At 55.6% G+C, this 21,690-nt stretch carries 19 protein-coding genes; 7 read left to right on the forward strand and 12 right to left on the reverse strand.

Annotated elements, in window-relative coordinates; genetic code table 11:
• Positions 1–77: 77 nt before the first annotated feature.
• A complete protein-coding gene (locus H9I52_RS08600) occupies positions 78–1,505 on the reverse strand; it encodes a DEAD/DEAH box helicase (RefSeq protein ID WP_187453525.1) in 1,428 nt (475 codons plus the stop codon).
• Between the two features lie 351 nt (positions 1,506–1,856).
• On the opposite strand from H9I52_RS08600, the gene H9I52_RS08605 reads away from it, so the two are divergent.
• On the forward strand, positions 1,857–2,375 hold the full coding sequence (locus tag H9I52_RS08605) for an NUDIX domain-containing protein (protein WP_139516966.1): 519 nt from the start codon (positions 1,857–1,859) through the stop codon (positions 2,373–2,375).
• Between the two features lie 103 nt (positions 2,376–2,478).
• Here H9I52_RS08605 and H9I52_RS08610 read toward each other — a convergent pair whose 3' ends face one another.
• The 3 genes from H9I52_RS08610 to H9I52_RS08620 form a co-directional block, all read right to left on the reverse strand.
• The gene (locus H9I52_RS08610; protein ID WP_187453526.1) at positions 2,479–3,033 is read right to left on the reverse strand and encodes a hypothetical protein; all 555 of its coding nucleotides are present in this window, start codon (positions 3,031–3,033) and stop codon (positions 2,479–2,481) included.
• A 341-nt stretch (positions 3,034–3,374) separates the two neighbouring features.
• Positions 3,375–3,962: a TMEM175 family protein gene (locus tag H9I52_RS08615; protein ID WP_139516968.1), complete on the reverse strand. Its 588-nt coding sequence runs from the start codon at positions 3,960–3,962 to the stop codon at positions 3,375–3,377.
• 265 nt (positions 3,963–4,227) lie between these two features.
• Complete coding sequence (locus H9I52_RS08620; protein ID WP_139516969.1) at positions 4,228–4,467, reverse strand: hypothetical protein; 240 nt, start codon at positions 4,465–4,467, stop codon at positions 4,228–4,230.
• 311 nt (positions 4,468–4,778) lie between these two features.
• On the opposite strand from H9I52_RS08620, the gene H9I52_RS08625 reads away from it, so the two are divergent.
• Complete coding sequence (locus H9I52_RS08625; RefSeq protein ID WP_187453527.1) at positions 4,779–6,041, forward strand: pyridoxal phosphate-dependent aminotransferase; 1,263 nt, start codon at positions 4,779–4,781, stop codon at positions 6,039–6,041.
• 282 nt (positions 6,042–6,323) lie between these two features.
• Positions 6,324–6,737: an EamA family transporter gene (locus tag H9I52_RS08630; protein WP_187453528.1), complete on the forward strand. Its 414-nt coding sequence runs from the start codon at positions 6,324–6,326 to the stop codon at positions 6,735–6,737.
• Between the two features lie 36 nt (positions 6,738–6,773).
• Here H9I52_RS08630 and H9I52_RS08635 read toward each other — a convergent pair whose 3' ends face one another.
• Positions 6,774–7,061, reverse strand: coding sequence for a hypothetical protein (locus H9I52_RS08635; protein WP_187453529.1), 288 nt, complete (start codon positions 7,059–7,061; stop codon positions 6,774–6,776).
• A 1,011-nt stretch (positions 7,062–8,072) separates the two neighbouring features.
• On the opposite strand from H9I52_RS08635, the gene H9I52_RS08640 reads away from it, so the two are divergent.
• From H9I52_RS08640 to H9I52_RS08655, 4 genes are all read left to right on the forward strand, one after another.
• The gene (locus H9I52_RS08640; protein WP_187453530.1) at positions 8,073–8,339 is read left to right on the forward strand and encodes a hypothetical protein; all 267 of its coding nucleotides are present in this window, start codon (positions 8,073–8,075) and stop codon (positions 8,337–8,339) included.
• Between the two features lie 154 nt (positions 8,340–8,493).
• Positions 8,494–8,727, forward strand: coding sequence for a DUF551 domain-containing protein (locus H9I52_RS08645; protein WP_187453531.1), 234 nt, complete (start codon positions 8,494–8,496; stop codon positions 8,725–8,727).
• Positions 8,728–8,929: 202 nt separating this feature from the next.
• A complete protein-coding gene (locus H9I52_RS08650; RefSeq protein ID WP_187453532.1) occupies positions 8,930–9,946 on the forward strand; it encodes a glycoside hydrolase family 43 protein in 1,017 nt (338 codons plus the stop codon).
• 188 nt (positions 9,947–10,134) lie between these two features.
• On the forward strand, positions 10,135–10,554 hold the full coding sequence (locus H9I52_RS08655; protein WP_187453533.1) for a hypothetical protein: 420 nt from the start codon (positions 10,135–10,137) through the stop codon (positions 10,552–10,554).
• Positions 10,555–10,628: 74 nt separating this feature from the next.
• On the opposite strand, the gene H9I52_RS23225 is transcribed toward H9I52_RS08655, so the two are convergent.
• The 7 genes from H9I52_RS23225 to H9I52_RS08690 form a co-directional block, all read right to left on the reverse strand.
• The gene (locus H9I52_RS23225) at positions 10,629–12,116 is read right to left on the reverse strand and encodes a TSUP family transporter (RefSeq protein ID WP_187453534.1); all 1,488 of its coding nucleotides are present in this window, start codon (positions 12,114–12,116) and stop codon (positions 10,629–10,631) included.
• Positions 12,117–12,177: 61 nt separating this feature from the next.
• The gene (locus tag H9I52_RS08665) at positions 12,178–13,890 is read right to left on the reverse strand and encodes an NADPH-dependent assimilatory sulfite reductase hemoprotein subunit (RefSeq protein WP_187453535.1); all 1,713 of its coding nucleotides are present in this window, start codon (positions 13,888–13,890) and stop codon (positions 12,178–12,180) included.
• A 4-nt stretch (positions 13,891–13,894) separates the two neighbouring features.
• Positions 13,895–14,662, reverse strand: a complete 768-nt coding sequence (locus H9I52_RS08670; RefSeq protein WP_187453536.1) for a DUF2490 domain-containing protein — start codon at positions 14,660–14,662, stop codon at positions 13,895–13,897.
• A 16-nt stretch (positions 14,663–14,678) separates the two neighbouring features.
• The gene (locus H9I52_RS08675; RefSeq protein ID WP_187453537.1) at positions 14,679–17,558 is read right to left on the reverse strand and encodes a TonB-dependent receptor; all 2,880 of its coding nucleotides are present in this window, start codon (positions 17,556–17,558) and stop codon (positions 14,679–14,681) included.
• 213 nt (positions 17,559–17,771) lie between these two features.
• Positions 17,772–19,574 carry an assimilatory sulfite reductase (NADPH) flavoprotein subunit gene (locus H9I52_RS08680; protein ID WP_187453538.1) on the reverse strand — a complete coding sequence of 601 codons (1,803 nt, stop codon included), beginning with the start codon at positions 19,572–19,574 and terminating at the stop codon, positions 17,772–17,774.
• Between the two features lie 44 nt (positions 19,575–19,618).
• The gene (gene cobA / locus H9I52_RS08685) at positions 19,619–20,413 is read right to left on the reverse strand and encodes a uroporphyrinogen-III C-methyltransferase (protein ID WP_187453539.1); all 795 of its coding nucleotides are present in this window, start codon (positions 20,411–20,413) and stop codon (positions 19,619–19,621) included.
• A 36-nt stretch (positions 20,414–20,449) separates the two neighbouring features.
• Entirely contained in the window at positions 20,450–21,688 is a 1,239-nt protein-coding gene (locus tag H9I52_RS08690; protein WP_187453540.1) for a sulfate adenylyltransferase subunit 1, read from the reverse strand.
• Positions 21,689–21,690: the final 2 nt, after the last annotated feature.

Here is a 21,690-nt window from a genome sequence, read left to right on the forward strand (position 1 = left end):
AGGCCTTGCTTTTGTAAAAGCTCAAAAAGTATGTAGGATTATCTTTATAAACTATTGATAATCAATAGTTTATAAAACTATCGGCTGTTGCCGCCTCGAAAGCGGCGACGGCTTTGACCATTCTGAGCGGTTTGGCTGCTACCGGCTGAGCGCTCGCCGCCCGGCCGAGCCTTGGCAGGTGCAGAGGCGGCACGCGGGCCACCGGAACGACCTTGTCCTTGCTGCTTGGGGCGCGACGAATCGCCGCCCGCGGGGCGGGGCGGGCGTGGGTCGCCTCCACGGCCGGGGCGGGGCGGACGACCAGCCGGGCCTTTCGGCTTCTGAATGGGCGCGCCGCCGTGCAACAGCACCGGAGCCACGTCGTTGACAGAATACGGATGATCGCCAACTACGTCAAGCTGGCGGCGGATAAGGCGCTGAATATCTTGTAGATACGCACGCTCTTCTTCCTCGACAAAGGAATACGCTATGCCCGAAGCGCCGGCCCGACCTGTGCGGCCAATGCGATGCACGTAAGTTTCCGGCTCGTTCGGAATTTCGTAGTTGATAACGTGCGTCAGCTCGTCCACGTCAATGCCGCGCGCGGCAATGTCGGTGGCTACCAGCACGCGCGTCGCGCCGGTTTTGAAGTTGGTCAGGGCTCGCTGCCGGTGATTCTGCGACTTATTGCCGTGAATGGCTTCCGCCGGAATCTTGGCTTGGGCCAGGCCCTTTACCACGCGGTCGGCGCCGTGCTTGGTGCGGGTAAACACCAGAACCCGACGGATTTTCTGATCGCTAAGCAGATGCTGAAGTAACGCAGGCTTGTCGTGCTTGTCAACCAAGAATACGCTCTGCGTAACCGTGTCGGCCGTGCTCGAAACGGGCGTGACGGCTACTTTGATTGGGTTTGGGCGCAGGATGGTGTTGGCCAACTCCTGAATCGCGGGCGGCATGGTGGCCGAGAAAAACAGCGTTTGGCGGCGCGTAGGCAGCTTGGGCAGAATGCGCTTGATGTCGTTGATGAAGCCCATGTCGAGCATGCGGTCGGCTTCGTCCAGCACGAACACCTCAATGTGCCGCAAGTCGATGAAGCCTTGGTTCATCAGGTCGAGCAAACGGCCGGGAGTCGCAATGACCACTTCCACGCCGCGCTTCAGGGCATTGGTTTGGGGCAACTGGCCTACGCCGCCGAAAATGACGGTGTGGCGCAGCTGCAAATGGCGGCCGTAAGCGGCGAAGCTCTCGCCAATCTGAATAGCGAGCTCGCGGGTAGGCGTCAGTACCAAGCAACGGATGCGGGAGTGCGAATGGCGCTCGACCTGGGCCGTTTGGTGCAGAATCTGAAGAATCGGAACGGTAAAGGCGGCAGTTTTGCCCGTGCCCGTCTGGGCAACGCCTAGCAGGTCGCGGCCGTCCAGCACATGCGGAATGGCTTGCTCCTGAATGGGCGTGGGAGTAGTGTAACCTTCCTCGTGCAAGGCACGCAGGATAGGTTGAATCAGATTAAGTTCGTCGAAAGACATCAAACAGGGAGTAAAAAAGAAGCCGTCCGCGCAGGACGGCAGAGGCAGAATCGGGGAGTTGAATCCGTAAAGGTCGTATGTTTTACGACAGCAGCCGGAAATGCGGTGGTGAAAAGCCTGCGGCAACCCCAAAGAACACCGCTAGTACCAGAGTGACTTCTGCGAAAGCAGGCGGCAACAGAGGTTTTTAAAAGATTGATATACAGAATATTACTACTAAAGGTTGAGCTATGCTTTAGCCGCGCTCCGGATGGCTTGCGTAAAAATGCCCCAATTGCAGGAACTGTAGGCCGTCCGGCTGATGGCTCGCGTTCCTAAGCGGTAAGCCTAGAAAACATACATACCAGACTCATGAACATCACCGAACGGAAAATAGTGTACAACGGTAAGAAATATAAGCTCAGCCAGCTCACGGTGCAGGATGGCGACAAAAGCTATCAGCGCGAGCGCTTCGAGCCCGGCAAGGCAGTTGGGGCTTTGGTATTCGATACTCAAAAGCAGCGGTATCTGATGGTGAAGCAATTTCGGGTGGGGTCCGAGTCCGATTTGATCGAGGTGCCGGCCGGAATGCTGGACCAAGAAGGGGAGTCGCCCGAACAAGCCATGCGCCGCGAAATAGAGGAGGAGCTAGGCTATACGGTCGATCACATCGAGCCTATCAGCACCTATTACCCCTCAGCGGGAGCCAGCGCCGAGCAGATTTCGCTGTTTTATGCCGAGGTAAGTCAGCAAACCAGCGACGGAGGCGGTGTCGATGAAGGTGAAAAAATTACGACCATCGAGTTCACGAAAGAGGAACTAAGCACAACCAAATTCGAAGATGGCAAAGCCATTATTGCCGTACAATGGCTTCGATTACGCAATCAATAGCCTAGTAAATCTCGTATTCATTTGGGTATAAAAAAGCGATTCATTGCTGATTTGAGTCAGCAATAAATCGCTTTTTTTAGCTAGATACTTAGTAAACAGCTATTTACTGTGTTTTAACCAAATACATAAAGTCTTGCTTGAGCTTAGCGTCATTGATGACAATGCTTACTTCCTGCGGAGTTTCGGTTTTAACAAATGGTATAGTGCGTTGGCTAGTGTACAAGTCTCGGTTCCAGAAGCGGCCGGAGCCTGCGGGCAACGACTCTTGGGCTAGCAATACTTTGCCGTCTTTGTCTTTGGCGGAAAGGGCTAGGTAAGCGGGGTCGGCGTTTTGGGCGCCTCGGCGTAGCATAGTTATTACCAGCGTGCCCCCGGCGGGTAAGGTGCTGAAGCGGCGCTGGTACGTGCTGTCGGCCCAGTTGTTCATCTTGCGCAGCGCGTCAATTTCGGCGAGCAACTCGGCATACGGGCGGTACGCAAGGCGCGTTACGGCGCCGTCCGCCTCCGAATCTTCGTCGGTATTCTTGGTTACGTTAAATACGTAAGCACAATTTTCGTCCTTTTTGGGGCGCAGGTAGCGTTTGCGCTCCACGGGTTTCATCTGGGCGGAAGCACCAACAGAAGCAAGTAGCAGCACAACGAGGAGAAGTTTTTTCATGACCTAAGCAGAATAAGAATCAGGCAACGGACGGGCCGCTACGAGGCAAAGGTAAGCAAGGCTCAGCTACATAACGTTATATTTTCTCGAAACGAGGTAGAAGTCAAATTTAACCCTGCAAAACAATAATCAGACGTTGATAAATCGCCTGATACAGAGATTTATTGTATATAAGAAATTGGCTATTAGATACTTATGCTATGAATTGATGCTTGAATTTGAAGTGCCATTGCTGCTCTACTTATGCAATTCATTTCGCTTCGATCTTTACAGTGGCTCATTTATGCCCTATTTCTTGCTCTTGCTATAAGAAGAAAATAACTGGGCCGGTTCGCAATGAGTTAATGCTGTTCTCCCGCCTTCAGCATTCGCGCAATGCGCCGATCTGGCACCAGCCAAATCAAAGCCACAAAAACATAAAATGCGCCCGCTACCCACGAATTTACGAAGCTCGCAGCAATGCCCAGGCAATAGAGCAGGGGCGAGAGCTTGCCCTTTAGGTCCTTGCCAAGGGCGTGCGCCAACACCGAGTCTGGGCCGTCGGCAGCAATGATCTGGCGTTGCAAAACGAAGTAAGCCAGTGCATTCATCAGTAACACAAACCCGTACAGGGCCAGCGTAGCGGGGGCAAACTCATTTTCGCCCATCCAGCCGGTCACAAACGGGATCAGCGAAAGCCAGAATAGCAAGTGCAGGTTGGCCCACAGCACGTTACCGCTGATCCGGTTGATGCTCGTCAGCATCATGTGGTGGTTGTTCCAGTAAATACCGACGTACACAAAGCTCAGAATGTAGCTTAGCACTACCGGCAACAAGGGTTTTAGCGCCGCGAAATCGTGGCCGTGCGGGACTTTAATTTCCAAGACCATAATCGTGATGATAATGGCCAGCACGCCGTCGCTGAAGGCTTCTAGTCTGCCTTTATGCATAGGAATAGAAGTAAAATTGATACATAAGGAAGGGAAGGTAACACTGAGCTACTTGCATGTACCACTCTTATTTTGGAGCGAAGTGATATTCTTCAAGCCTAGGCGGAAGAGTTCTTCACTTATAGATGGAAAAAGAGTAGTATAATAATATATAAATCGTTGTACGTCAATGCTATATAATGCAATATGCCGCGGCGGCTTCAACCATCGCGGCATACTATTTACAATGCGTTACTATTGGGCAGATAGCAGTCCGCGAGTTGCCCTAAAACCGGCTTTGCCGAACTTTATGCGGAGCCGAGGCTTTCTTGCTCGGCAGAGCAAACCAAGCGTGACGCTTAGTTTTTTTACGGCCTTTGTAGGCTTTGTAGTAGGGGCGGTGCACAAACATGCGGCCCTTGGCCTTTGCGCGGGCATATGCAGTGGCGCGGCCGGCCGTAGCAGGAGCGGGTTGGAGGTCTGCCAGGATCAGCAGAGCGCAGAACAGAATCAGAGCTTTGTACATGCTGAGAAGTTGGTTGGTCTGCTGCTTAAACTGAAGCGTAGGCTAAAAAATTGTGTGCCGCCGACCGATCGCCCGCTGCTGTTTAACGTAGATGATCGGTTCGAAAAATGTTTACTTAGGCTTAAGTGATTGATATTTAAAGTTTTATGTAGTGTTGGCGCTTTCTGCGTGTGCATGCCTACATGTTGGGCCAGGACGTCCGCGGACTCCTACAACAATCGTTTGCGCCTGAGCCCCAACGACTTCCCTTGGGCATTTTAGCGGCCTTTTCTTTTCAGCCCCTGTATATTTAGGCAAAAAAATACCTGCTCATGACTGTTTCGCAGATGGCCGGTAGCCTAATTGGCTCCGAAATCATTAAAATCGGCAACGAGGTCAACGACATGATCAAGAAGGGGGAGCAGATCTGCAACCTTACCATTGGTGATTTTGATCCCGCTATTTTCCCGATTCCCCAAGAGCTTCAAACGGAGATCTTCAGCGCCTACGAGGCGGGCAACACCAATTATCCGCCGGCCAATGGCGTAGCCGATCTCCGCACGGCCGTCGCTGCGTTTCTCACAACGCGCTTGGGCTTGACGTATTCGATCAACGATATTCTGGTGGCCGGCGGCTCGCGCCCCCTGATTTATGCCACGTACATGGCCCTGATCGACGCGGGCGACAAGGTGGTGTTTCCGGTGCCGTCGTGGAATAACAACCATTATTGCCATTTGTCGGGCGCTGAGGCCATCATGGTGGAAACCACCGCCGACAACAACTTCATGCCCGGCGCGGCCGACGTCGCGCCGCACCTGAAGGGAGCTACGCTGCTGGCTCTGTGCTCGCCGCTGAACCCCACCGGCACCGTGTTTACCAAGGAAGACCTCGAGGAAATCTGTGACTTGGTAATTGCCGAGAACAAAACCCGCGGCGCAGACGAAAAGCCGCTGTACATCATGTACGACCAGATTTACTGGATGCTGACCTTCGGCGACACCAAGCATTATGATCCCGTCAACCTGCGCCCCGAACTGCGCGAGTACGTAATTTATATCGACGGCATCTCAAAGTGCTTCGCCGCTACTGGCGTGCGCGTGGGGTATGCCTTTGGCCCGGCCAACGTCATCGACAAAATGAAGTCCATCCTCGGGCACATCGGGGCGTGGGCGCCGAAGGCAGAGCAGGTGGCCACCGCACACTTTCTGCCCCAAACCCAACAGGTTGATGCGTTTCTGAGCAATTTTAAAGGCAAGGTGCAAAAGAGTCTAACTGCTTTGTACTCAGGCTTAAAGGATCTGAAGAAGCAAGGCTACCCCGTCGATGCCATCGTGCCAATGGGTGCCATCTACCTGACGGCGGAAATTTCGGTACTAGGCAAAACTACACCGGCCGGGAAGCTCCTCGCCACCAACAAAGACATCACGTCGTACCTGATTTCGGATGCGCGGCTCGCTGTCGTGCCCTTCGGCGCGTTCGGCACTTCCGATACCTCCACGTGGTTCCGCATGTCGGTGGGGGGCGCTTCGCTGCAGGCCATTGAGGACGCGCTGCCAAGATTGAAAGCAGCTCTGGACCAATTGGAGCAAAAATAACGCAAGCCAGACTTGGGCTTGCTATCCGCTTTCACAACGCAAGCAAGACGCCTCAGCCCTTCGGGTTGGGGCGTTTTGCGTTAACCGGGAGCGCATCGGCTTGCGTAGAACGGGCAAGATCCTACAGGCGACGCAGGTATGTGGTCTCATACCAGCTATTTAAATAAGGCGCCCGTACAATAGGTTTTTCGCCCAACGGGTTAGCGCGGCGTATGCTGGTCAGCGGTTTAGGCGCGCTGGGTAGTCGATTGAGAATAAGTTGTTTAAGTAAAATAACACTATATGTGGTGGCTGTATGCTTTGCTTTCGGCGTTGTTTGCTGCTCTTACGGCAGTATTGGCCAAAATCGGTGTGAAAGGCGTCGATTCCAACCTGGCTACCGCCATCCGGACGGTCGTGATTCTGCTACTGGCGTGGGGAATCGTATTTTTCCGCGGCAGTCTGACTGAAGTACACACCCTTACCCGCACCAACTGGCTCTTTCTGATTCTGTCGGGTGTGGCCACGGGCATGTCCTGGATCTTCTATTTTAGAGCCTTACAGCTTGGCAAAGTCTCTCAGGTAGCGCCCGTCGATAAGCTCAGCGTAGCCTTGGCTATAGTGCTGTCAGTACTGTTTCTGGGCGAAAAGCTAACCTGGCAAACTGGTTTGGGCGCCACCCTTATCATTGGCGGTACGCTGGTATTAATATACTGATAATCAGTAAATTGTGTTTTAAGGTGAGGTAAGTTGTTACGCCGTCAGCAGCCCTTGGTTTACATACACATAGGTATAGCGATGTAGGACAGCCGCCGGCACCTGCGAAAGCATTCTGAGCGTCCAGGGGTCATCGTCAAAAGTCTTCTGCAATTGTGCTTCTACCTCGTCCAGTGACAGAGTTATCATCTCTGGGTCAAGCACTTGCGCTCGCTGCAACAGTAAATCGGGAGCGGTTACCAGCGCTGGTGCCTGAACTGGCGCATCGGACGTTGGCAGGCTGTTCAGGGCAGCAATAACTTCGGGGGTGAGGTACTTTTTCATAAGTTACGGGGCCTAACATAAGCGGCACAAAGGTAGTGCCTGAAGCCATCGGTTGCGTCTATAAGGTATTACGCAACTTATCTAACTAATTGATCGGTAGATATTTATATCATAGGTTATCTTTTAACCCGAGACCCTCCTATGACAAGCGAGAATTTCCCGCTTAAATATTTGCAAGTTTCCTGTCTTTTTTTGTACTATAGTAGTATGAAGGCTATTTTACATCCCCTTATTACACTATTTATAGGCTATTGCGGCCTTTTTATGCTTTCTCTGCTTATGGCTTTCTTTGTAGAAAGCCATGAGCGCCGACGCTTAGAGCGCGAACAAACCCCTCGGGAAGTATGGAATAAATATACAATCCAGCCTGACAACGAAACCTTTAATCATTATTTCTGGGATGTATACCTGCCCGCCAGCAAATGGCGGTTTGTCCTAGCTCCTCTGCTGTGGTTTAATCGGTTGTTCAACTAACTCTCTTATATAATTTCTGCCTTCACTGGCTACTAAACTGTTGTTTACCGCGCGGCCCGGCAAAACGTTATCGTTCTGCCGGGCCGCTGCTATTTAGTGAACCAAGGCTAACGCTGGAAAAGGTTGCGGTCACGAACTACCCGCAAACGTTAGCGGGATACATTTGGAAGTTATGCTTGGAATAAACTAACTTCCTAGCTTTTCCGCCTGTAGCAGCTTCACTAATCGGATTTCGTCACCTGATATTTGATCCTTTTTGTAACTGACTTGGGTTAGATTTATACAAATCACCTTGAATAGGTTTGAGGCCTGTATTGAATTTTTAAAAGAAATTTTTGTGTTTAGATAAATTGGACTTATGGAATAATGAATATGATTTAATTCAAGCTTTTGAAAGGCCTTATGCATTCGAAAAGAGTTGAATAAAACCAAATAGCCCATGTGTACGATTGATTTTGAACAGGTTGTTGAAGAGGAGTGAAAAAAATATTTTTGGATATTTTCGCTTTTGTTCTACTCTTTTAGTAACCTAGTGCCATGAAGGACATCCTACTTCCGTTTACTGCAGTGCTCATGGTATATTGCAGTTTTTTCTTCGTTTTGGTAATGATTTCGCTTTACATCGAAGAACGGGAGTTGCGTCGGTTTCTGCGGGAGCAGACGCCTCAGGAAATGTGGACTTTATGCGCGCCTCATCCGTCAGCTCGCGAATTCAACAGTTATTTTTGGGACGTGTATTTGCCCGCCAGCAAGTGGAAATTTGTGTTGAAACCCATGTTGTGGCCCATCTGGATATTCAACTAGCGGATAGGATACTACTCTTGAGTGTAAGTGCCTTTTTACCCACAATTTTCTTTTGAAGCCCCATCCTCCCGGTTGGGGCTTTTTTTGTAGGAAGGCTACCAAGCAGGCTGGGGAAAAATTAGGCAGCTTAAGAAGCTAAGCAATACTTTTGGGTATGAGAATGGCTGGAGAGAACTGGATTTTGCGTACAGAACAGCTGCCTGCACCTAATCAGCGTGTGCTGGTATATGCGCCTTCTTCATGGCTGGATATCACGGTAGCGACGTATAAACCCGAACAAACGCCGGGCGCTAAACACATGTTTGTGACGCCTGATCGGCAGGGGATAGATCGCTACGTGAAAGGCGTGACCCACTGGATGCCGCTACCCGATCCGCCTGTCGGCTAGGCCTTTGAGCCATGGCGCTAACCTTACCCACGGTGGGGCCGTTAGGAGGAGAAATGCAATGCCAGCCCAATGAAAAGCAACGAGATTGAGCCGCGCCAGAATCGCGTGATTTATATTCTGATGACGGTAACTGCGATATTAGCCTTGATTTACGCCATCTGGCGCCACTACGGCCAATGAGCATTTGCAAATCTGCTCCGCAATGAGTCCGCTCACTCCCTCCGACTTTTACCAGAACCCAGTATGGGACGATGATTTCCCCGACCCAACCATCATTCGGGGCTCGGACGGCTGGTACTACGCGTACGGCACCCAAACCAGATACCACGGCCAGATCCTGAATCTGCAGATAGCACGGTCTGCCGATCTGGTTCGGTGGGAGCATTTAGGAGAAGGATTACCGGATAAACCCACTTGGGCTGACACCACGCAGCGCATCTGGGCACCGCACGTAAGCGAGCATGATGGCCGGTATTATCTCTACTACTCGGCGCAGCCCAATGACGCGGAAGGACTTTGCCTGGCCGTGGCAACGGCTACGGCGCCGCACGGGCCATTTGTTGATAGTGGGCAGCCGTTACAGTGCGGCGAAGGCTTCCTGAACATTGATCCCATGGCCTTCGACGACCCCGCTACTGGCCGTCGGCTGCTTTATTGGGGCTCCGGCTTTGGCCCCCTAAGGGTGCGGGAGCTGGCACCTGATCGTATTTCTTTCGTACCTGATAGTGAACTTGTTACGCTTGTAGAGCCAGCTCTAACCGACGATCTCACGAATTATCAGCGGTTGATAGAGGGCAGCTGGGTAGTGTTGCGTAATGGCTGGTACTACCTGTTTTATTCGGGCGACAACTGCTGCGGCGAACAGGCTCATTATGGCGTGATGGTGGCCCGCTCGCGTAGTGCTACCGGCCCATTCGAAACGCTTGCACAAGCCACTGGCCACCCCAATGGCACCATACTGGAAGGCAATAGCCGGTGGCGCGCTCCCGGTCATAACTGCATTATCCGTGACGAGGCCGGCCACGACTGGATGGCTTACCATGCAATTGATACCCAACAACCTACGTTCGACGCCATCAACGACGAACAGGGATATTCCCGGCGCGTGCTGCTGCTGGATCGGGTGGAATACGAGTCGGGATGGCCGTGCATAAGCGGGGGCACCCCATCCACTACCGCGCAGGTAGCCCCGATTACCGTAAAAACGTCATCCGGGTAACTTGTTGTCAATAACGTAGTTATTCATGTATCGGCTGGGCAAACCTGCCTGCTACACAGGGAGTGGCGTTGGGGCGCGCAATGCTAATGGCTGTTGCAAGGGCCACTATTCACCCTAAAAAGTACCCAGATGTCTTGGCTGGCCGTAAGATGGCTTGTTAGGTGCAAGCTGTCATTATATTGCCGACAATGAAGCCAATTGCTACAACTGCCACCCTTTATTTTCAAAACAGCGCCGGCCGGATCACGGAAGACGCCGGGGGCTACCTGCGGCTGGACTGGGCGGCCGGGCCTCGAGAGGAAGCGGCGTTTCGGGCGTTGTTGCAGCACGTTATTCGGGCGCTGCATCGCAATGGGTGGGGCAAGCTATTGGCTCGGCAAGACCAGATGGTGCCTTTTACGCCAGCCGAACAAGCTTGGATTGTAAACGAATGGATGCCGCGCGCGGTCACCGAAGGCGGTTACCGCTTTGGAGCAGTTATTTCGGCCAAAAGCGTGTTCGCGCGCCTGGCTACCAACGTGGTGATCAACGAAGTGCGCGAATTGCCCATCGTATACAACACCTTCGAAGACGAAGGTTACGCAATCTCTTGGTTGCGTAGTCAATAATTTGATAATCAAGCTATTGTAGATAAGCCAGTAGGGGCTCAACAATATAGCTGCCCCCTCTCAGGCTCGTGTCGTTATACAAACAGTTTGCGCAAAGCCCACAGGCTCCACAGGATCACCATCAGGCCCACGCCGATAAACATCCAGCGGATGGGTAACCGGCCCGCCAACCGAGCCGCAAATGGTGCCGCCGCCACGCCACCTACAATCAGGCCCAGCACGATTTGCCAGTGCGAGATGCCGATGAGAGAGAAGAAAGTCAGGGCACTGGCGAAGGTTACAAAAAACTCGGTAAGGCTCACAGAACCAATGACATACTGCGGGGTGCGGCCCTTCGCAATAAGCGTACTCGTGACCAATGGCCCCCAGCCACCGCCGCCGAACGAGTCGAGGAAGCCCCCTGCGGCGGCCAGCCAGCCCACGTGTTTGATCTTGCGTTTGCTTTCCTGCTGACGAAAAGCGCGGCTGATGATGCGTACGCCCAACAGCAACAGATACACGGCCAGCAGAGGCTTTACCCAATTGGCATATGTTTCGCCAAAATACGAGAGCAGGAAAGCGCCACCCACTGCGCCTGCAATACCTGGCAAGAGCAAGGCCTTGAACAAGCGACGGTTGACGTTGCCGAATTTGTAATGGTTGTAACCCGACGCGCCGCTGGCAAACATCTCGGCCGTGTGAATGCTGGCGCTCACGGCGGCGGGGTGTATGTTCATGGACATCAGGCTGATAGCTGTCACGACTCCGTAGCCCATGCCCAGCAGCCCGTCTATGAGTTGGGCCAGAAAACCGATGGCCACGAAGGCGTAAAAGGTGCCTCCGCTGCGCAATACCGCATAGGCCTGCGGCCACGTAATATAGTAGGAGGCAATGTTGAGGATGAGCAGCGCCGCAAAAGCCAGCAGCGAACCCGTTGCCAGCCGCCGCCAATAGGTTGTGGCCGGCGATTCGAAAGCAGGGCCGTTGGCCAGCTCGGCCGTAACCGCGTTCAGCGACTTTACTTTTTGGGCAAAATCGCCGTTCAGACGACCGCGGATGACGGTCATTTGCTGCAACACGGTATTTAACTCGCCCGGCAACGACTCTTCCAGCACTTCGCGCAGCCGTTTGGCTACGGTTGGCGATTTGCCGTTGGTGGAGATGGCCACTTTCAGGTCGCCTTTCTGCACCACCGAGGAGAGATAAAAATCGCATTCGGCAGGCGTATCGGCCACGTTGGTAAGCAGATGCAGCTCGGCGGCCGAGGCTTTGATGTGCCGGTTCAGTGCCTTGTCGTTGGTGGCAACGAAAATAAAATCGTGGCCCGGCAGATCGTCGTCAGAGTAGGGGCGCTCGTGGAGCTGCACGCGCGGGTGCCGCGCGGCCAAGGCTTGCAGCTCTGGCAACATCGTGATACTCACGACGGTAACAGTCGTAGCAGGGCTATTCCGCAGAATCGCGCTCAGTTTTTCCAGCCCCACAAAACCGCCCCCCACCAGCAACACCCGAAATTGCTCCAGCTTCAGGAACACCGGAAACAACGGGTTGCCTGTAGGCTCGGGCGGAGGGGACGAAGGAGGCATAGGGAGGCCCGCAGGGTGCGAGTTGGCTTCAGAAACCGCGGTCGAATTCATCGCTAACGCATTAAGCATGAAAATTCTGGCCGTGCGTAGTGGCGTGCACGTAGCCTTGACGCACTACAAAGTCGCCAAACCGTTCACTGGGTTGGCGCTCCTGGGCGTAAGCTTGCAATAGGGGCGCGAGTTCCTGCAAAATACCTTCTTCGTCCAACATTTCCTTGTATAATTTATTGAGGCGCTCGCCGGCGTGGTCGGCCCCCAAGTACAAGTTGTAGCGCCCAATGGCTCGGCCCACCAATCCGATCTCTCCTAAATACGGCCGCGCGCAGCCATTCGGACAGCCCGTCATCCGAATCAGGATGCCCTCGTCGGCCAGGCCGTTGGCCTGAATTAAGGTGTCAATCCGGTCGAGTAGGTGCGGCAGATAGCGCTCGGCTTCGGCAAAGGCCAGCGAGCAGGTATTCAGGGCCACGCAGGCCAGCGAGTGAAAGCGCAAGGCAGTTTGCTGCTGCGTCTGGGCCCAGACGCCGTGCGCTTCCAGAACATCCTGAATAAGAGCCCGATGTGCCGGTTCGATATCGGCCAGCGTTAAGTTTTGGTTGCCGGTCAGGCGGAATTCGCCGGTATGAAATTCGGAAATGTGGCGCAGGGCCGTTTTCAGTTCGCAACCGGGTTTATCGTACACGCGGCCGCCTTCGACGAACAGCGTCAGGTTAGCTTTGCCCTTTTGGCCGCCCGACCAGCCAAAGGCATCGCCGGACGTGGTGAACTGATAGTGCTTGGCGGGGGCCAACGCATAGCCCAGCCGCTGGTGTAGTTCGGCCAGGAAAGTATCGAGGCCCACGCGGTCGAGGGTGTATTTGAGGCGCGAGAATTTGCGGTTTTCCCGGTTGCCCCAGTCGCGCTGAATCGTCACAACTTTCTCGCACACGTCAACTACTTGATCTACTGATACATAGCCAACCAGGTCGGCGAGGCGAGGATACGTTTCGGGCATACCGAACGTCATGCCCATGCCGCCGCCGATGGCGATGTTGAACCCCAGCAGTTTGCCTTTTTTCTCAATGGCAATCAGGCCGATATCGTTTGCAAATACGTCGGTGTCGTTTTGCGGCGGCACGGCCAGCGCAATCTTGAATTTGCGGGGCAGGTACGTTTTGCCGTAGATCGGCTCGTGGTCTTCTTCGCCTTCGTTGGGGGCGCTGGCAGAGTGCTGCTCGCCGTTGAGCCACAGCTCCCAGTACGCCGACGTGCGGGGCGTAAGATGGGCGCTGATCTGCGTGGCCACGTCCTGCACCTGCTGATGCAGCTGCGATTCGTGCGGATTGACGGAGCACATCACGTTGCGGTTGACGTCGCCGCAGCCCGCGATGCTGTCCATCAGCACGTCGTTGAAACCCTGAATGGCGCGCGGCAAATTGCGCTTCAGCACGCCGTGTAGCTGGAACGTCTGGCGCGTGGTGAGCTTGAGCGTGCCGTTGGCATACGTGTTAGAAAGCTCGTCCATGCGCTGCCACTGCGCGGGGGAAGCCACGCCGCCGGGCACCCGCACCCGAATCATGAAGGAGTAGAGGGGCTCGAGTTTCTGCCGCTTGCGCTCGCTTTCCAGGTCGCGGTCGGTTTGCTGGTAGGAGCCGTGAAACTTGATCAAGTGGGTGTCGTCGGGGTTGAGCGCGCCCGTGATGCGGTTCTGCACGCTCTCACGCAGGGTGCCGCGCAGGTAGTTGCTGGCGTCCTTGACGTGTTCGACTTCGGAAAGTTTGGGAGTATCTGCCATGATGTTACTGCGGAGCTAAAACCGGGACGGGCGTTGGAGTAGGCCGCAGATCGAAATTGTGGAAGTAAAATACCCGAATGGTGTGCTGGTTGCGGTAAGTGCTACCCGTTGGCAACTGTTGAAACAGATGCATATAGCCCGCGTGCAACTGGCCTTGTTTGTTGACTTGGTAAACCAGCCCCGCAAACAGCCGGTTTTGGTCAAAGTAATTGTAGCGAACTTCCTTGCCGAAGTTCATCATCACCTCGTTGTTGAGCAGGAACTGTAAGCCTCCTGGTTCGAACCCGCGTTTGGTCAGCGGCAGAAAAAGGGCCGCGTTATAACGGGTTCGGTAGTTAAAATCGTAGTCGGAGGTATGTTCATTGTTGCGGATGGTATTGCGAAAACGTTCTTCCAGCCGCACCCACTGCATTAATCGGGCTTTCGGGAAGCGGGTAAACCACTGTACCTGCTGCCAGGGACGGTGTTCGGACTGGCCTACCGTGCGTGCGCCCTCAGGAAAGTGGTGCACGTAAGCATAGCCGCCGGTCAGGCGCACGTCGTCGGTCAGATAATATGTCAGTCCTACGCGGGCTACGCCCTGAAACAAGTCTTGCACAAACCGATCATGCAAGCGCAGGTGCAAGTCGGTCCACGAGCCCCAGTGTTCCGAAAAACGAGTCTGGTTGAATAGGCCCAGCCACGTCTGCTGTTCCCGCACATGCTGCTTCTGCGCCCGCAGCGGCGAGGACGAGAGCAACAAAAGAGCGAGTAGGTAACAGTAGCGGTACATGGTTAGCTGACTAGGATTACCGAATGATCGTGTTGTCAAACGTCAGAGCCACGTAGTACAAACCGCCAATGGTCGGACCAGCAGCGTATTGTATGTATCTCTTATTCAGTAAGTTAGCTCCGCCGACTTTGACTGTCGTTTTCAAGTTCGGTATGCGCACGTTTACCTGCGCATCCAAGGTCTGGTAAGCCGGGATTCGGCCGTTAGCCAGTTGGCTTTCCCAGTAGAAAGCATCTTGCCAGCGCCATACCACGTTGAAACCCACGTTGCGCACGATTTCGCGGTTGCCGAAGCTCAGGTTGGTTGTCCATTTGGGGGTATTGAAGCCGGTGATGAACACGTCCTGCGCTTTGTTGGCGGCGATGTTGTTGTAGTTGGTGTTGCCCGAGACGGTGTATTTCTGGTAGAAATTATACGTCACGCCCAGCGCCGACCCGTAGCTGCGGTATTTGTTGCGGGCGTTGGTGTACACGCGGTACCGATCCTGTTTCGCGCGGGCCAGCATGTCGAGCACCGAGGCATCCGAACCAACCGGGCCCGACTTCGGTACGGCCACTTCCACCTGTCCCAGAAAGCCGGTGTACTCGTTGTAATACGTGTCCAGATCCAGCACAATGTGGTTGTCAAAAAGCACGCTCTTGTAGCCCACTTCAAAGGCATTGATGTTTTCGGGCTGCATCGTGGGCAGGTTAGCCACCTGCAAGATCCCGCGGTTTTTCAGGGCGGCGCGAGCTTGTTTCTCGGCTGTGGTGCCAGTTGGGTCGGCGGCCACATCTTTGTTGACGGCAGCCGTGAAGTTGTCGAGCGAAACGAGCGTGTAGGAGTTCTCCAAAAAGCCCAAGCCTTCGTTCACGCGCGCCAGACCGCCCACGCGCCGCACGCTGCCGTTGTTTACGAATGACAGCGCCTCAAACAATGCCGGGAAGCGCCAGCCGTTCTGGTAAGAAGCCCGGAAGTTGTGCTTCTCGGCTAGCGTGTACACGGCCGCCACGCGCGGGTTCACTTTGGGGTTGAACTCCGGATTATAGTCCACGCGCAGAGAGGCATTCAGCTTGAGGCGGTCGGCAAAGAATAGCTTAGTGGCCTGCGCAAATCCCCCGAACTTCTTGTAATACTGATTGTTGCCGCCGGGCGTGGTGCGGTCGGAGAGGGGCTTCGAGAAGTCCACGAAGTTGTTGCCATCCGGAATTACCTCGTACACGCGGGCATCGGCGCCCAGCACCACATCGGCCCACTTCACGCGTGGTCCCAGATTCCATTGACCTTCAGTGTGATATGTGCGGCTGCGCTGCCACAGGGCCGCGCCGCCGGTAACCGGTGCGCCGGGCACGTTCACGGCAATGTCCCAGTTGTTGATGCCGGTGATGGTGTTTTTGAGTTGCTCGAACGCGGCTGTACCCGGTTCGGCGCGGCCTTGGTCGGCTAGGGCGCGGGCGCGCTGCATGGCAGTGGCCAAGTCGGTGCCGCTGTTAATTTGGGATTGCAATTCCTTCTGAAACCTGCCGCCCCACACGCTGTTCGAGCCGTTGTTGAGATCGAGATTAGTAGCTAACGGGTTGAGGTTGTAAGATTTACCGGTATTCTCGACAAGCACGTAGCTGCGGATGTAATAGTCGGCTCCGCGCAATTCCAGCTTGTGGTTCTGCACCGTCACGTCCTTGAGCTGAATCTTGTTGCCGCGCTGAAAAATGCCGTCCATCAGGCCGTAGCGGTAGCTGTAGGACAGTTCCAGCTTGTCGGTGAGCTTGTAAAACAAGCCCCCATCGAACTTCAGGTTGCGCACGGTGGGCGAAATGAGATCACGCTCGTAATAGCCCGTGCGGCGCACATTGAAGGTTTCGGTTTTGCCGTTGTATTGAATGGCTACCGGCACGTTGCCGCTGCGGTCGTCGCCGTAGCGGTTCCACAGGTCAGCGGCCGGGTTATTGGCACCGGAAAGCGCTGGAAAGCGGGGGTTGGCCGAGTTCAGGTTTTGCGGGTTCTGGTCGGTTTGGGTATTCGACAGCCAATCAGTGCCTTGCAAATAGCTGAAATTCAGCTTGAAAGCGAATTTGTTCTTAATCACTTGGGCGTAGCGCACCGCCGACTCGGTCAGGGCGCTCGGGTCGCGGTCGCGGCCATCGACGTGGTTGACGCCGACTTTCTGGTACACGCTCAGGCCCTGGTAGGTGAAGGGACTTTTGGTAGTCAAGTTGGCCATGCCGTTGATGGCGTTCATGCCGTAAAGCGCCGAGGCCGCGCCGGGCGTGATTTCCACGCTGGCAATGTCGAGTTCCGTCGGCCCGATGGCGTTGCCCAGCGGCACGCCCAGCGTGGCCGCCTGCATGTCCACGCCGTCGACGAGCTGCATGAAACGGAAGTTGTTCGGAATGTTGAAACCCCTGGTATTGGGCACTTTAAAGGTCAAACTTGACGTCGTCATCTGCACGCCCTTCACGTTTTCCAGCGCGTCGTAGAAGCTTGGTGCGGGCGTTTCTTTGATGGCCCGGATGTCCAGCTTTTCAATCGCCACCGGCGACTTCAACCGGCTTTCCTCCACCCGCGACGCCGACACGACCACCTCGTTGGTCCAGATGGCGCGCGATTCGAGTACCACGGCAATGGGCTGGCTCCCGCTGGAAATCTCCAACTCCTTGGCATCGTAGCCCAACATGTTGAATACCAGCGTAAACGGGAAGCGCAGGCGGGCTTTCAGGGCAAACTTGCCGCTGCCATCGGTCAGGGTGCCGGTCGTGCTGCCTTTCACGCTGATGCTCACGCCTGGCAGCGCCTGTTGGGTGCCGTTTTCCCGCACGGTACCGCTGATGGCAATGATGGGATCTTGCGCCATTGCCGATACTGCGCTAACCAACAGCAGGAGTAGGAGCAACCAAAAAGATGCGTAATACTGCTTCATTACCAAGGAGTTGTATTTCTAAGGGGCTTGCAGGGAAGTAACCGTCCGGTAGACGACGGTTCGGTTGAGGCGTAAAGCTGAGCCTTCACGCGAAGCTGCTTTGGAGCCGCACCAGGCCAGTAATGGCCCGTACGAGGCACGCAGCTATTTTCTGCTACAACATCGCCTCGGAGAAATACATAACATCATGATTGACAGGTGGTTGTAAGAGGCTTAATACACGTCTTCGAGGTAGCGACGCTGCTTTTTCAGGGCCCGTAGGTATTCGCTGGCGCCTTCCGCATCGAGGCCGGCCTCGCGCTGCACCACTTCGGTAAGGGCGTGTTGGACGGCACTGCCCAAGCGGTCTTTGTTGCCGCAGACGTAGAAATGCGCGCCGTTTTCGAGCCAGCCAAACACATCGCGGGCGTTTTCTAGGATGGCGTGCTGCACGTAGCGTTTTTCGGCCTGGTCGCGAGAGAAAGCGACATCCAGCTTGGTCAACGCACCCTTCTTGTGGTGTTGCAACCACTCTGCCTGGTACAGAAAGTCGGTAGTAAAATTGGGGTTGCCAAACAGCAGCCAATTGCGACCCGCAGCGCCCAACTCCACGCGTTCCTCCACGAAAGCTCGGAACGGAGCCACGCCCGTGCCGGCTCCCACCATGATAATGTCGGTGGCCGAATCAGTCGGGAGCTTGAAGTATTCGTTGCGCTCCACAAACACCCGCACCGAGTCGTCGAGGCCCACGCGGTCGGCGAGGAAGGACGAGCAGGCGCCGTGCTTGCGGCGGCCGTGGGCATCGTAGCGCAATGCGCCTACCGTGAGGTGCACTTCATCGGGGTGCGCCAGCAGGCTGGAGGCGATTGAATAGGCCCGGCTCGGCAGCGGCCGCAGGGTCTCGACAAGCGTCTGCGCCGTGATATCAGTCGGAAAATCGGTCAGCAAGTCGGCCACGTCGCGGCCGTAGAGATAGGGACGAAGCTGCTGGGTATCAGCGAGTAGCTCCTGAAGCTGTGCATAGGGCGCCAGCGTTGCGTAGCGTTCCACCACGTCGCGGGTGAGCACAGTGAGCTCGCGTCGGCTGGCCAAAGCGGCGGCCAGGGGCAAGGCCTCGTTTTCGAGCTGCACCGGCGCCGTGTCGCTGAGGCGCGCCGCCCGCAGTACTTCTTCTACCAGCGGGTCTTCGTTGGTCGGCAGCACGGCCAGCGCGTCGCCAGGTTCGTAGTGCAGTGCCGACCCCGTCAGATCCAACTCCAGGTGATAGGTTTCTTTCGAAGAGCCGCGGCCGTTGAGCTGAATGCTTTCCAGAATCCGAGCTTCCCACGGATTTTGGCGAGAATACACCGGCGTAACAGGCTCTGGTTTTACGATCGCGTTGGCAGTGGAAGTGGCTGGTGAACTGGTGGTTGTGGCACCGGTTATCTTTTCAAGCACGGCTTCAATCCACTGCTCGGCGGCCGTGTGGTAGTCCACGTCGCAGTCGACGCGCTCCAGCAGGCGCTGGGCGCCAAGCTCGGCCAGACGCTGGTCAAATTCTTTGCCGGTCTGGCAGAATTGCAGGTAGCTTTTATCGCCCAGGGCCAGCACCGAGTAGCGCAGGTCCGGCAGCTGCGGGGCACGCTTCCCCAGCAGGAACGTGCGCACTTCTTCGGCCGCTATGGGCGGGTCGCCTTCGCCTTGGGTGCTCACCACCACGAGCAACAGCCGTTCTTGGACCAGCGCGCGCGGGGCGTATTCATTCATGTCTTTCACCTCCACTAGCAAGCCCCGCTTCCGTGCGGCTTCGGCCGCAAGCTTGGCTACTTTCTGGCTGTTGCCGGTCTGCGAACCAAACAAAATAGTAACAGAAGTAGCAGAGGCTGAGGCAGTTGTCGGAGCAGCCTGCGGAGCGACTTCACCCGTGCCCGCAGCATAGCGACCGTAGAAATAGCCGCTCAACCACAAAAGTTGCTGAGTGTTCAGCCCGCCGGAAAACTGCTGGAGTGTAGCTTCATCGAAGCCTATGGGGAGCGTAGGACCTTGCGAAAGTGACATACGATAGTATTTTTATAATCAATTGATAGACAATTGATTATGTGCTAAGCTACTTCTGCGTATTGAATGGCTGCCGTGGCAAATTCCACTACCGACAGGGGCGTAGCGGTGGCCAAAGCCACTACTTCGCCGATCACGATGATGGCCGGAGCGCCCACGCCGGCGGCTTCGGCTTTGTCGGCGAGGGTGGCTACTGTGCCCGTCACGAGGCGGGCGTCGGGGAGCGTGCCGTTCTGAATCACGGCGGCGGGCATATGGGCGCTGCCATAGTGGCAAAACAGGCGGGTGATTTCGGGCAATCGGCTCAAGCCCATCAGAATGATGGTGGTCGTGCGCGAGCGGGCGGCTTCCACGACAGCGGTAGAAAGTTCGCCGCTGGCAGTGGTGGCCGTAATCACCTGAAAGCCTTCGCTTAAGCCCCGGTGCGTAACCGGAATGCCTACGCTGCCCGCCGCCGCTACCGCGCTGCTGATGCCCGGAACATAAGCCGTAGCCAAGCCATGTTGCTCAGCGTAGAGCATCTCTTCGCGGCCCCGCCCAAACACAAATGGATCACCACCCTTCAGCCGTACGACGTGCCCGTATTGCCGAGCGTATTTCACAATCAGCGCATTCGTTTCTTCCTGAGAGTAAGCCTGATACCCCCGGCGTTTGCCCACAAACACCCGCAGCGCTTGCGGCCGCACCAAGGCAAACAGGTCGTCGCTAACCAGCGCATCGTAGAGCACTACGTCGGCTTCGGCCAGTGTGCGCGCGCCCTTGAGCGTGAGCAGCTCTGGGTCGCCGGGGCCAGCCCCGACTACCGTGAGGCGTGGTAAGATGTGCGGATTTGCAGGCATAATGGAAAAGAATATAAAACCTTGTGAATGAGCTGATTAAGACGATTCGATTAGGCCGGCGGCGAGCGTATCGCCGGTGAGTTCATCCACCAGAATGAAGGCGCCGGCGGTCCGGTTGTTGAGGTAAGAGTCGGCTACTATGGGCACGGCGGTCTTGATTTGCACCCGCACGATGTCGTTGAGCTGGGCCGATTCGGCGGCCGAATGGGCGTAGGTCTGAATGTTGGTTTTGCTCAGGATGGCTGATACAGAAGCCTTTACCACGGCCGAATGATGTTGGACCAGCAGCTTGCGACCGGGCTGGAGTGGGCGCTCATCCATCCAGCAAAGCGTCGCTTCGAGGTTGCGAGTGGTAGTAGGGGCGTGATCGGCCACTACAATGGAGTCGCCGCGGCTCACGTCCACGTCGTCGCGCAGCCGAATCACTACGGCTTGCGGAGCCACGGCCGCTTCTACTTCCTGCTGGCTTACTTCCAGCGCCTCAATCACCGATTCCAGGCCCGAAGGCAGGATCTTGACGCGGTCGCCTTTGCGGTACGTGCCGCTCTGAATACGGCCCGCGTAGCCGCGGTAATCGTGCAGCTCTTCGGTCTGCGGCCGGATCACGTATTGCACCTGAAAACGCGGCTCATGCGGGTTGGCATCCGCCGTAGAAGGCACGCTTTCCAAGTGTTCCAGCAGGCTTGGCCCCTTGTACCACGACAGCTTGCGCGACCGCTTCACGATGTTGTCGCCGTGCAGCGCGCTCACCGGAATAGCCACGATGTGGGGCAGCTTGAGGTGGTCGGCAATGGCGGCGTAATCGGCGACAATCTGTTGAAACACAGCCTCATCGTGGCCGACCAAGTCCATTTTATTTACGGCCAGCACAAAGTGCCGAATGCCGAGCAGCGCGGCCACCAGCGTATGCCGGCGCGTCTGCTCCACCACGCCCTGACGCGCATCGACGAGTACGATGGCGAGGTCGGCGTTTGAGGCGCCCGTGACCATGTTGCGGGTGTATTGCACGTGGCCCGGCGCGTCGGTAATGATGAATTTGCGGCGCGGCGTGGTGAAGTATTTATGGGCTACGTCGATGGTAATGCCCTGCTCGCGCTCGGCCTTCAGGCCGTCGGTGAGCAGCGCCAGATCCACGTTGCCGGTGCTGGTTTGGCGTTTTTCCAACGTCGCCAGCACGTCCAGCGACACCGAATCGCTATCGTAGAGCAGGCGGCCGATAAGGGTGCTTTTGCCGTCGTCGACGCTGCCGCAGGTGATGAATCGGAGTAAGTCCATGG

The sequence above is a fragment of the Hymenobacter sp. BT491 genome (assembly GCF_014349165.1).
Classification (GTDB): Bacteria; Bacteroidota; Bacteroidia; order Cytophagales; family Hymenobacteraceae; genus Hymenobacter; species Hymenobacter jejuensis.

What these genes read in the sequence shown, in the direction of transcription:
- H9I52_RS08605 (WP_139516966.1), top strand. Translation starts at nt 1,857, where the DNA reads ATGAACATCACCGAACGGAAAATAGTGTACAACGGTAAGAAATATAAG.
- H9I52_RS08625 (WP_187453527.1), top strand. Translation starts at nt 4,779, where the DNA reads ATGACTGTTTCGCAGATGGCCGGTAGCCTAATTGGCTCCGAAATCATT.
- cobA (WP_187453539.1), bottom strand. Translation starts at nt 20,413, where the DNA reads ATGCCTGCAAATCCGCACATCTTACCACGCCTCACGGTAGTCGGGGCT.
- H9I52_RS08690 (WP_187453540.1), bottom strand. Translation starts at nt 21,688, where the DNA reads ATGGACTTACTCCGATTCATCACCTGCGGCAGCGTCGACGACGGCAAA.
- H9I52_RS08615 (WP_139516968.1), bottom strand. Translation starts at nt 3,962, where the DNA reads ATGCATAAAGGCAGACTAGAAGCCTTCAGCGACGGCGTGCTGGCCATT.
- H9I52_RS08680 (WP_187453538.1), bottom strand. Translation starts at nt 19,574, where the DNA reads ATGTCACTTTCGCAAGGTCCTACGCTCCCCATAGGCTTCGATGAAGCT.
- H9I52_RS08670 (WP_187453536.1), bottom strand. Translation starts at nt 14,662, where the DNA reads ATGTACCGCTACTGTTACCTACTCGCTCTTTTGTTGCTCTCGTCCTCG.
- H9I52_RS08655 (WP_187453533.1), top strand. Translation starts at nt 10,135, where the DNA reads ATGAAGCCAATTGCTACAACTGCCACCCTTTATTTTCAAAACAGCGCC.
- H9I52_RS08620 (WP_139516969.1), bottom strand. Translation starts at nt 4,467, where the DNA reads ATGTACAAAGCTCTGATTCTGTTCTGCGCTCTGCTGATCCTGGCAGAC.
- H9I52_RS08645 (WP_187453531.1), top strand. Translation starts at nt 8,494, where the DNA reads ATGAGAATGGCTGGAGAGAACTGGATTTTGCGTACAGAACAGCTGCCT.
- H9I52_RS23225 (WP_187453534.1), bottom strand. Translation starts at nt 12,116, where the DNA reads ATGCCTCCTTCGTCCCCTCCGCCCGAGCCTACAGGCAACCCGTTGTTT.
- H9I52_RS08640 (WP_187453530.1), top strand. Translation starts at nt 8,073, where the DNA reads ATGAAGGACATCCTACTTCCGTTTACTGCAGTGCTCATGGTATATTGC.
- H9I52_RS08610 (WP_187453526.1), bottom strand. Translation starts at nt 3,033, where the DNA reads ATGAAAAAACTTCTCCTCGTTGTGCTGCTACTTGCTTCTGTTGGTGCT.
- H9I52_RS08675 (WP_187453537.1), bottom strand. Translation starts at nt 17,558, where the DNA reads ATGAAGCAGTATTACGCATCTTTTTGGTTGCTCCTACTCCTGCTGTTG.
- H9I52_RS08635 (WP_187453529.1), bottom strand. Translation starts at nt 7,061, where the DNA reads ATGAAAAAGTACCTCACCCCCGAAGTTATTGCTGCCCTGAACAGCCTG.
- H9I52_RS08650 (WP_187453532.1), top strand. Translation starts at nt 8,930, where the DNA reads ATGAGTCCGCTCACTCCCTCCGACTTTTACCAGAACCCAGTATGGGAC.
- H9I52_RS08600 (WP_187453525.1), bottom strand. Translation starts at nt 1,505, where the DNA reads ATGTCTTTCGACGAACTTAATCTGATTCAACCTATCCTGCGTGCCTTG.
- H9I52_RS08630 (WP_187453528.1), top strand. Translation starts at nt 6,324, where the DNA reads ATGTGGTGGCTGTATGCTTTGCTTTCGGCGTTGTTTGCTGCTCTTACG.
- H9I52_RS08665 (WP_187453535.1), bottom strand. Translation starts at nt 13,890, where the DNA reads ATGGCAGATACTCCCAAACTTTCCGAAGTCGAACACGTCAAGGACGCC.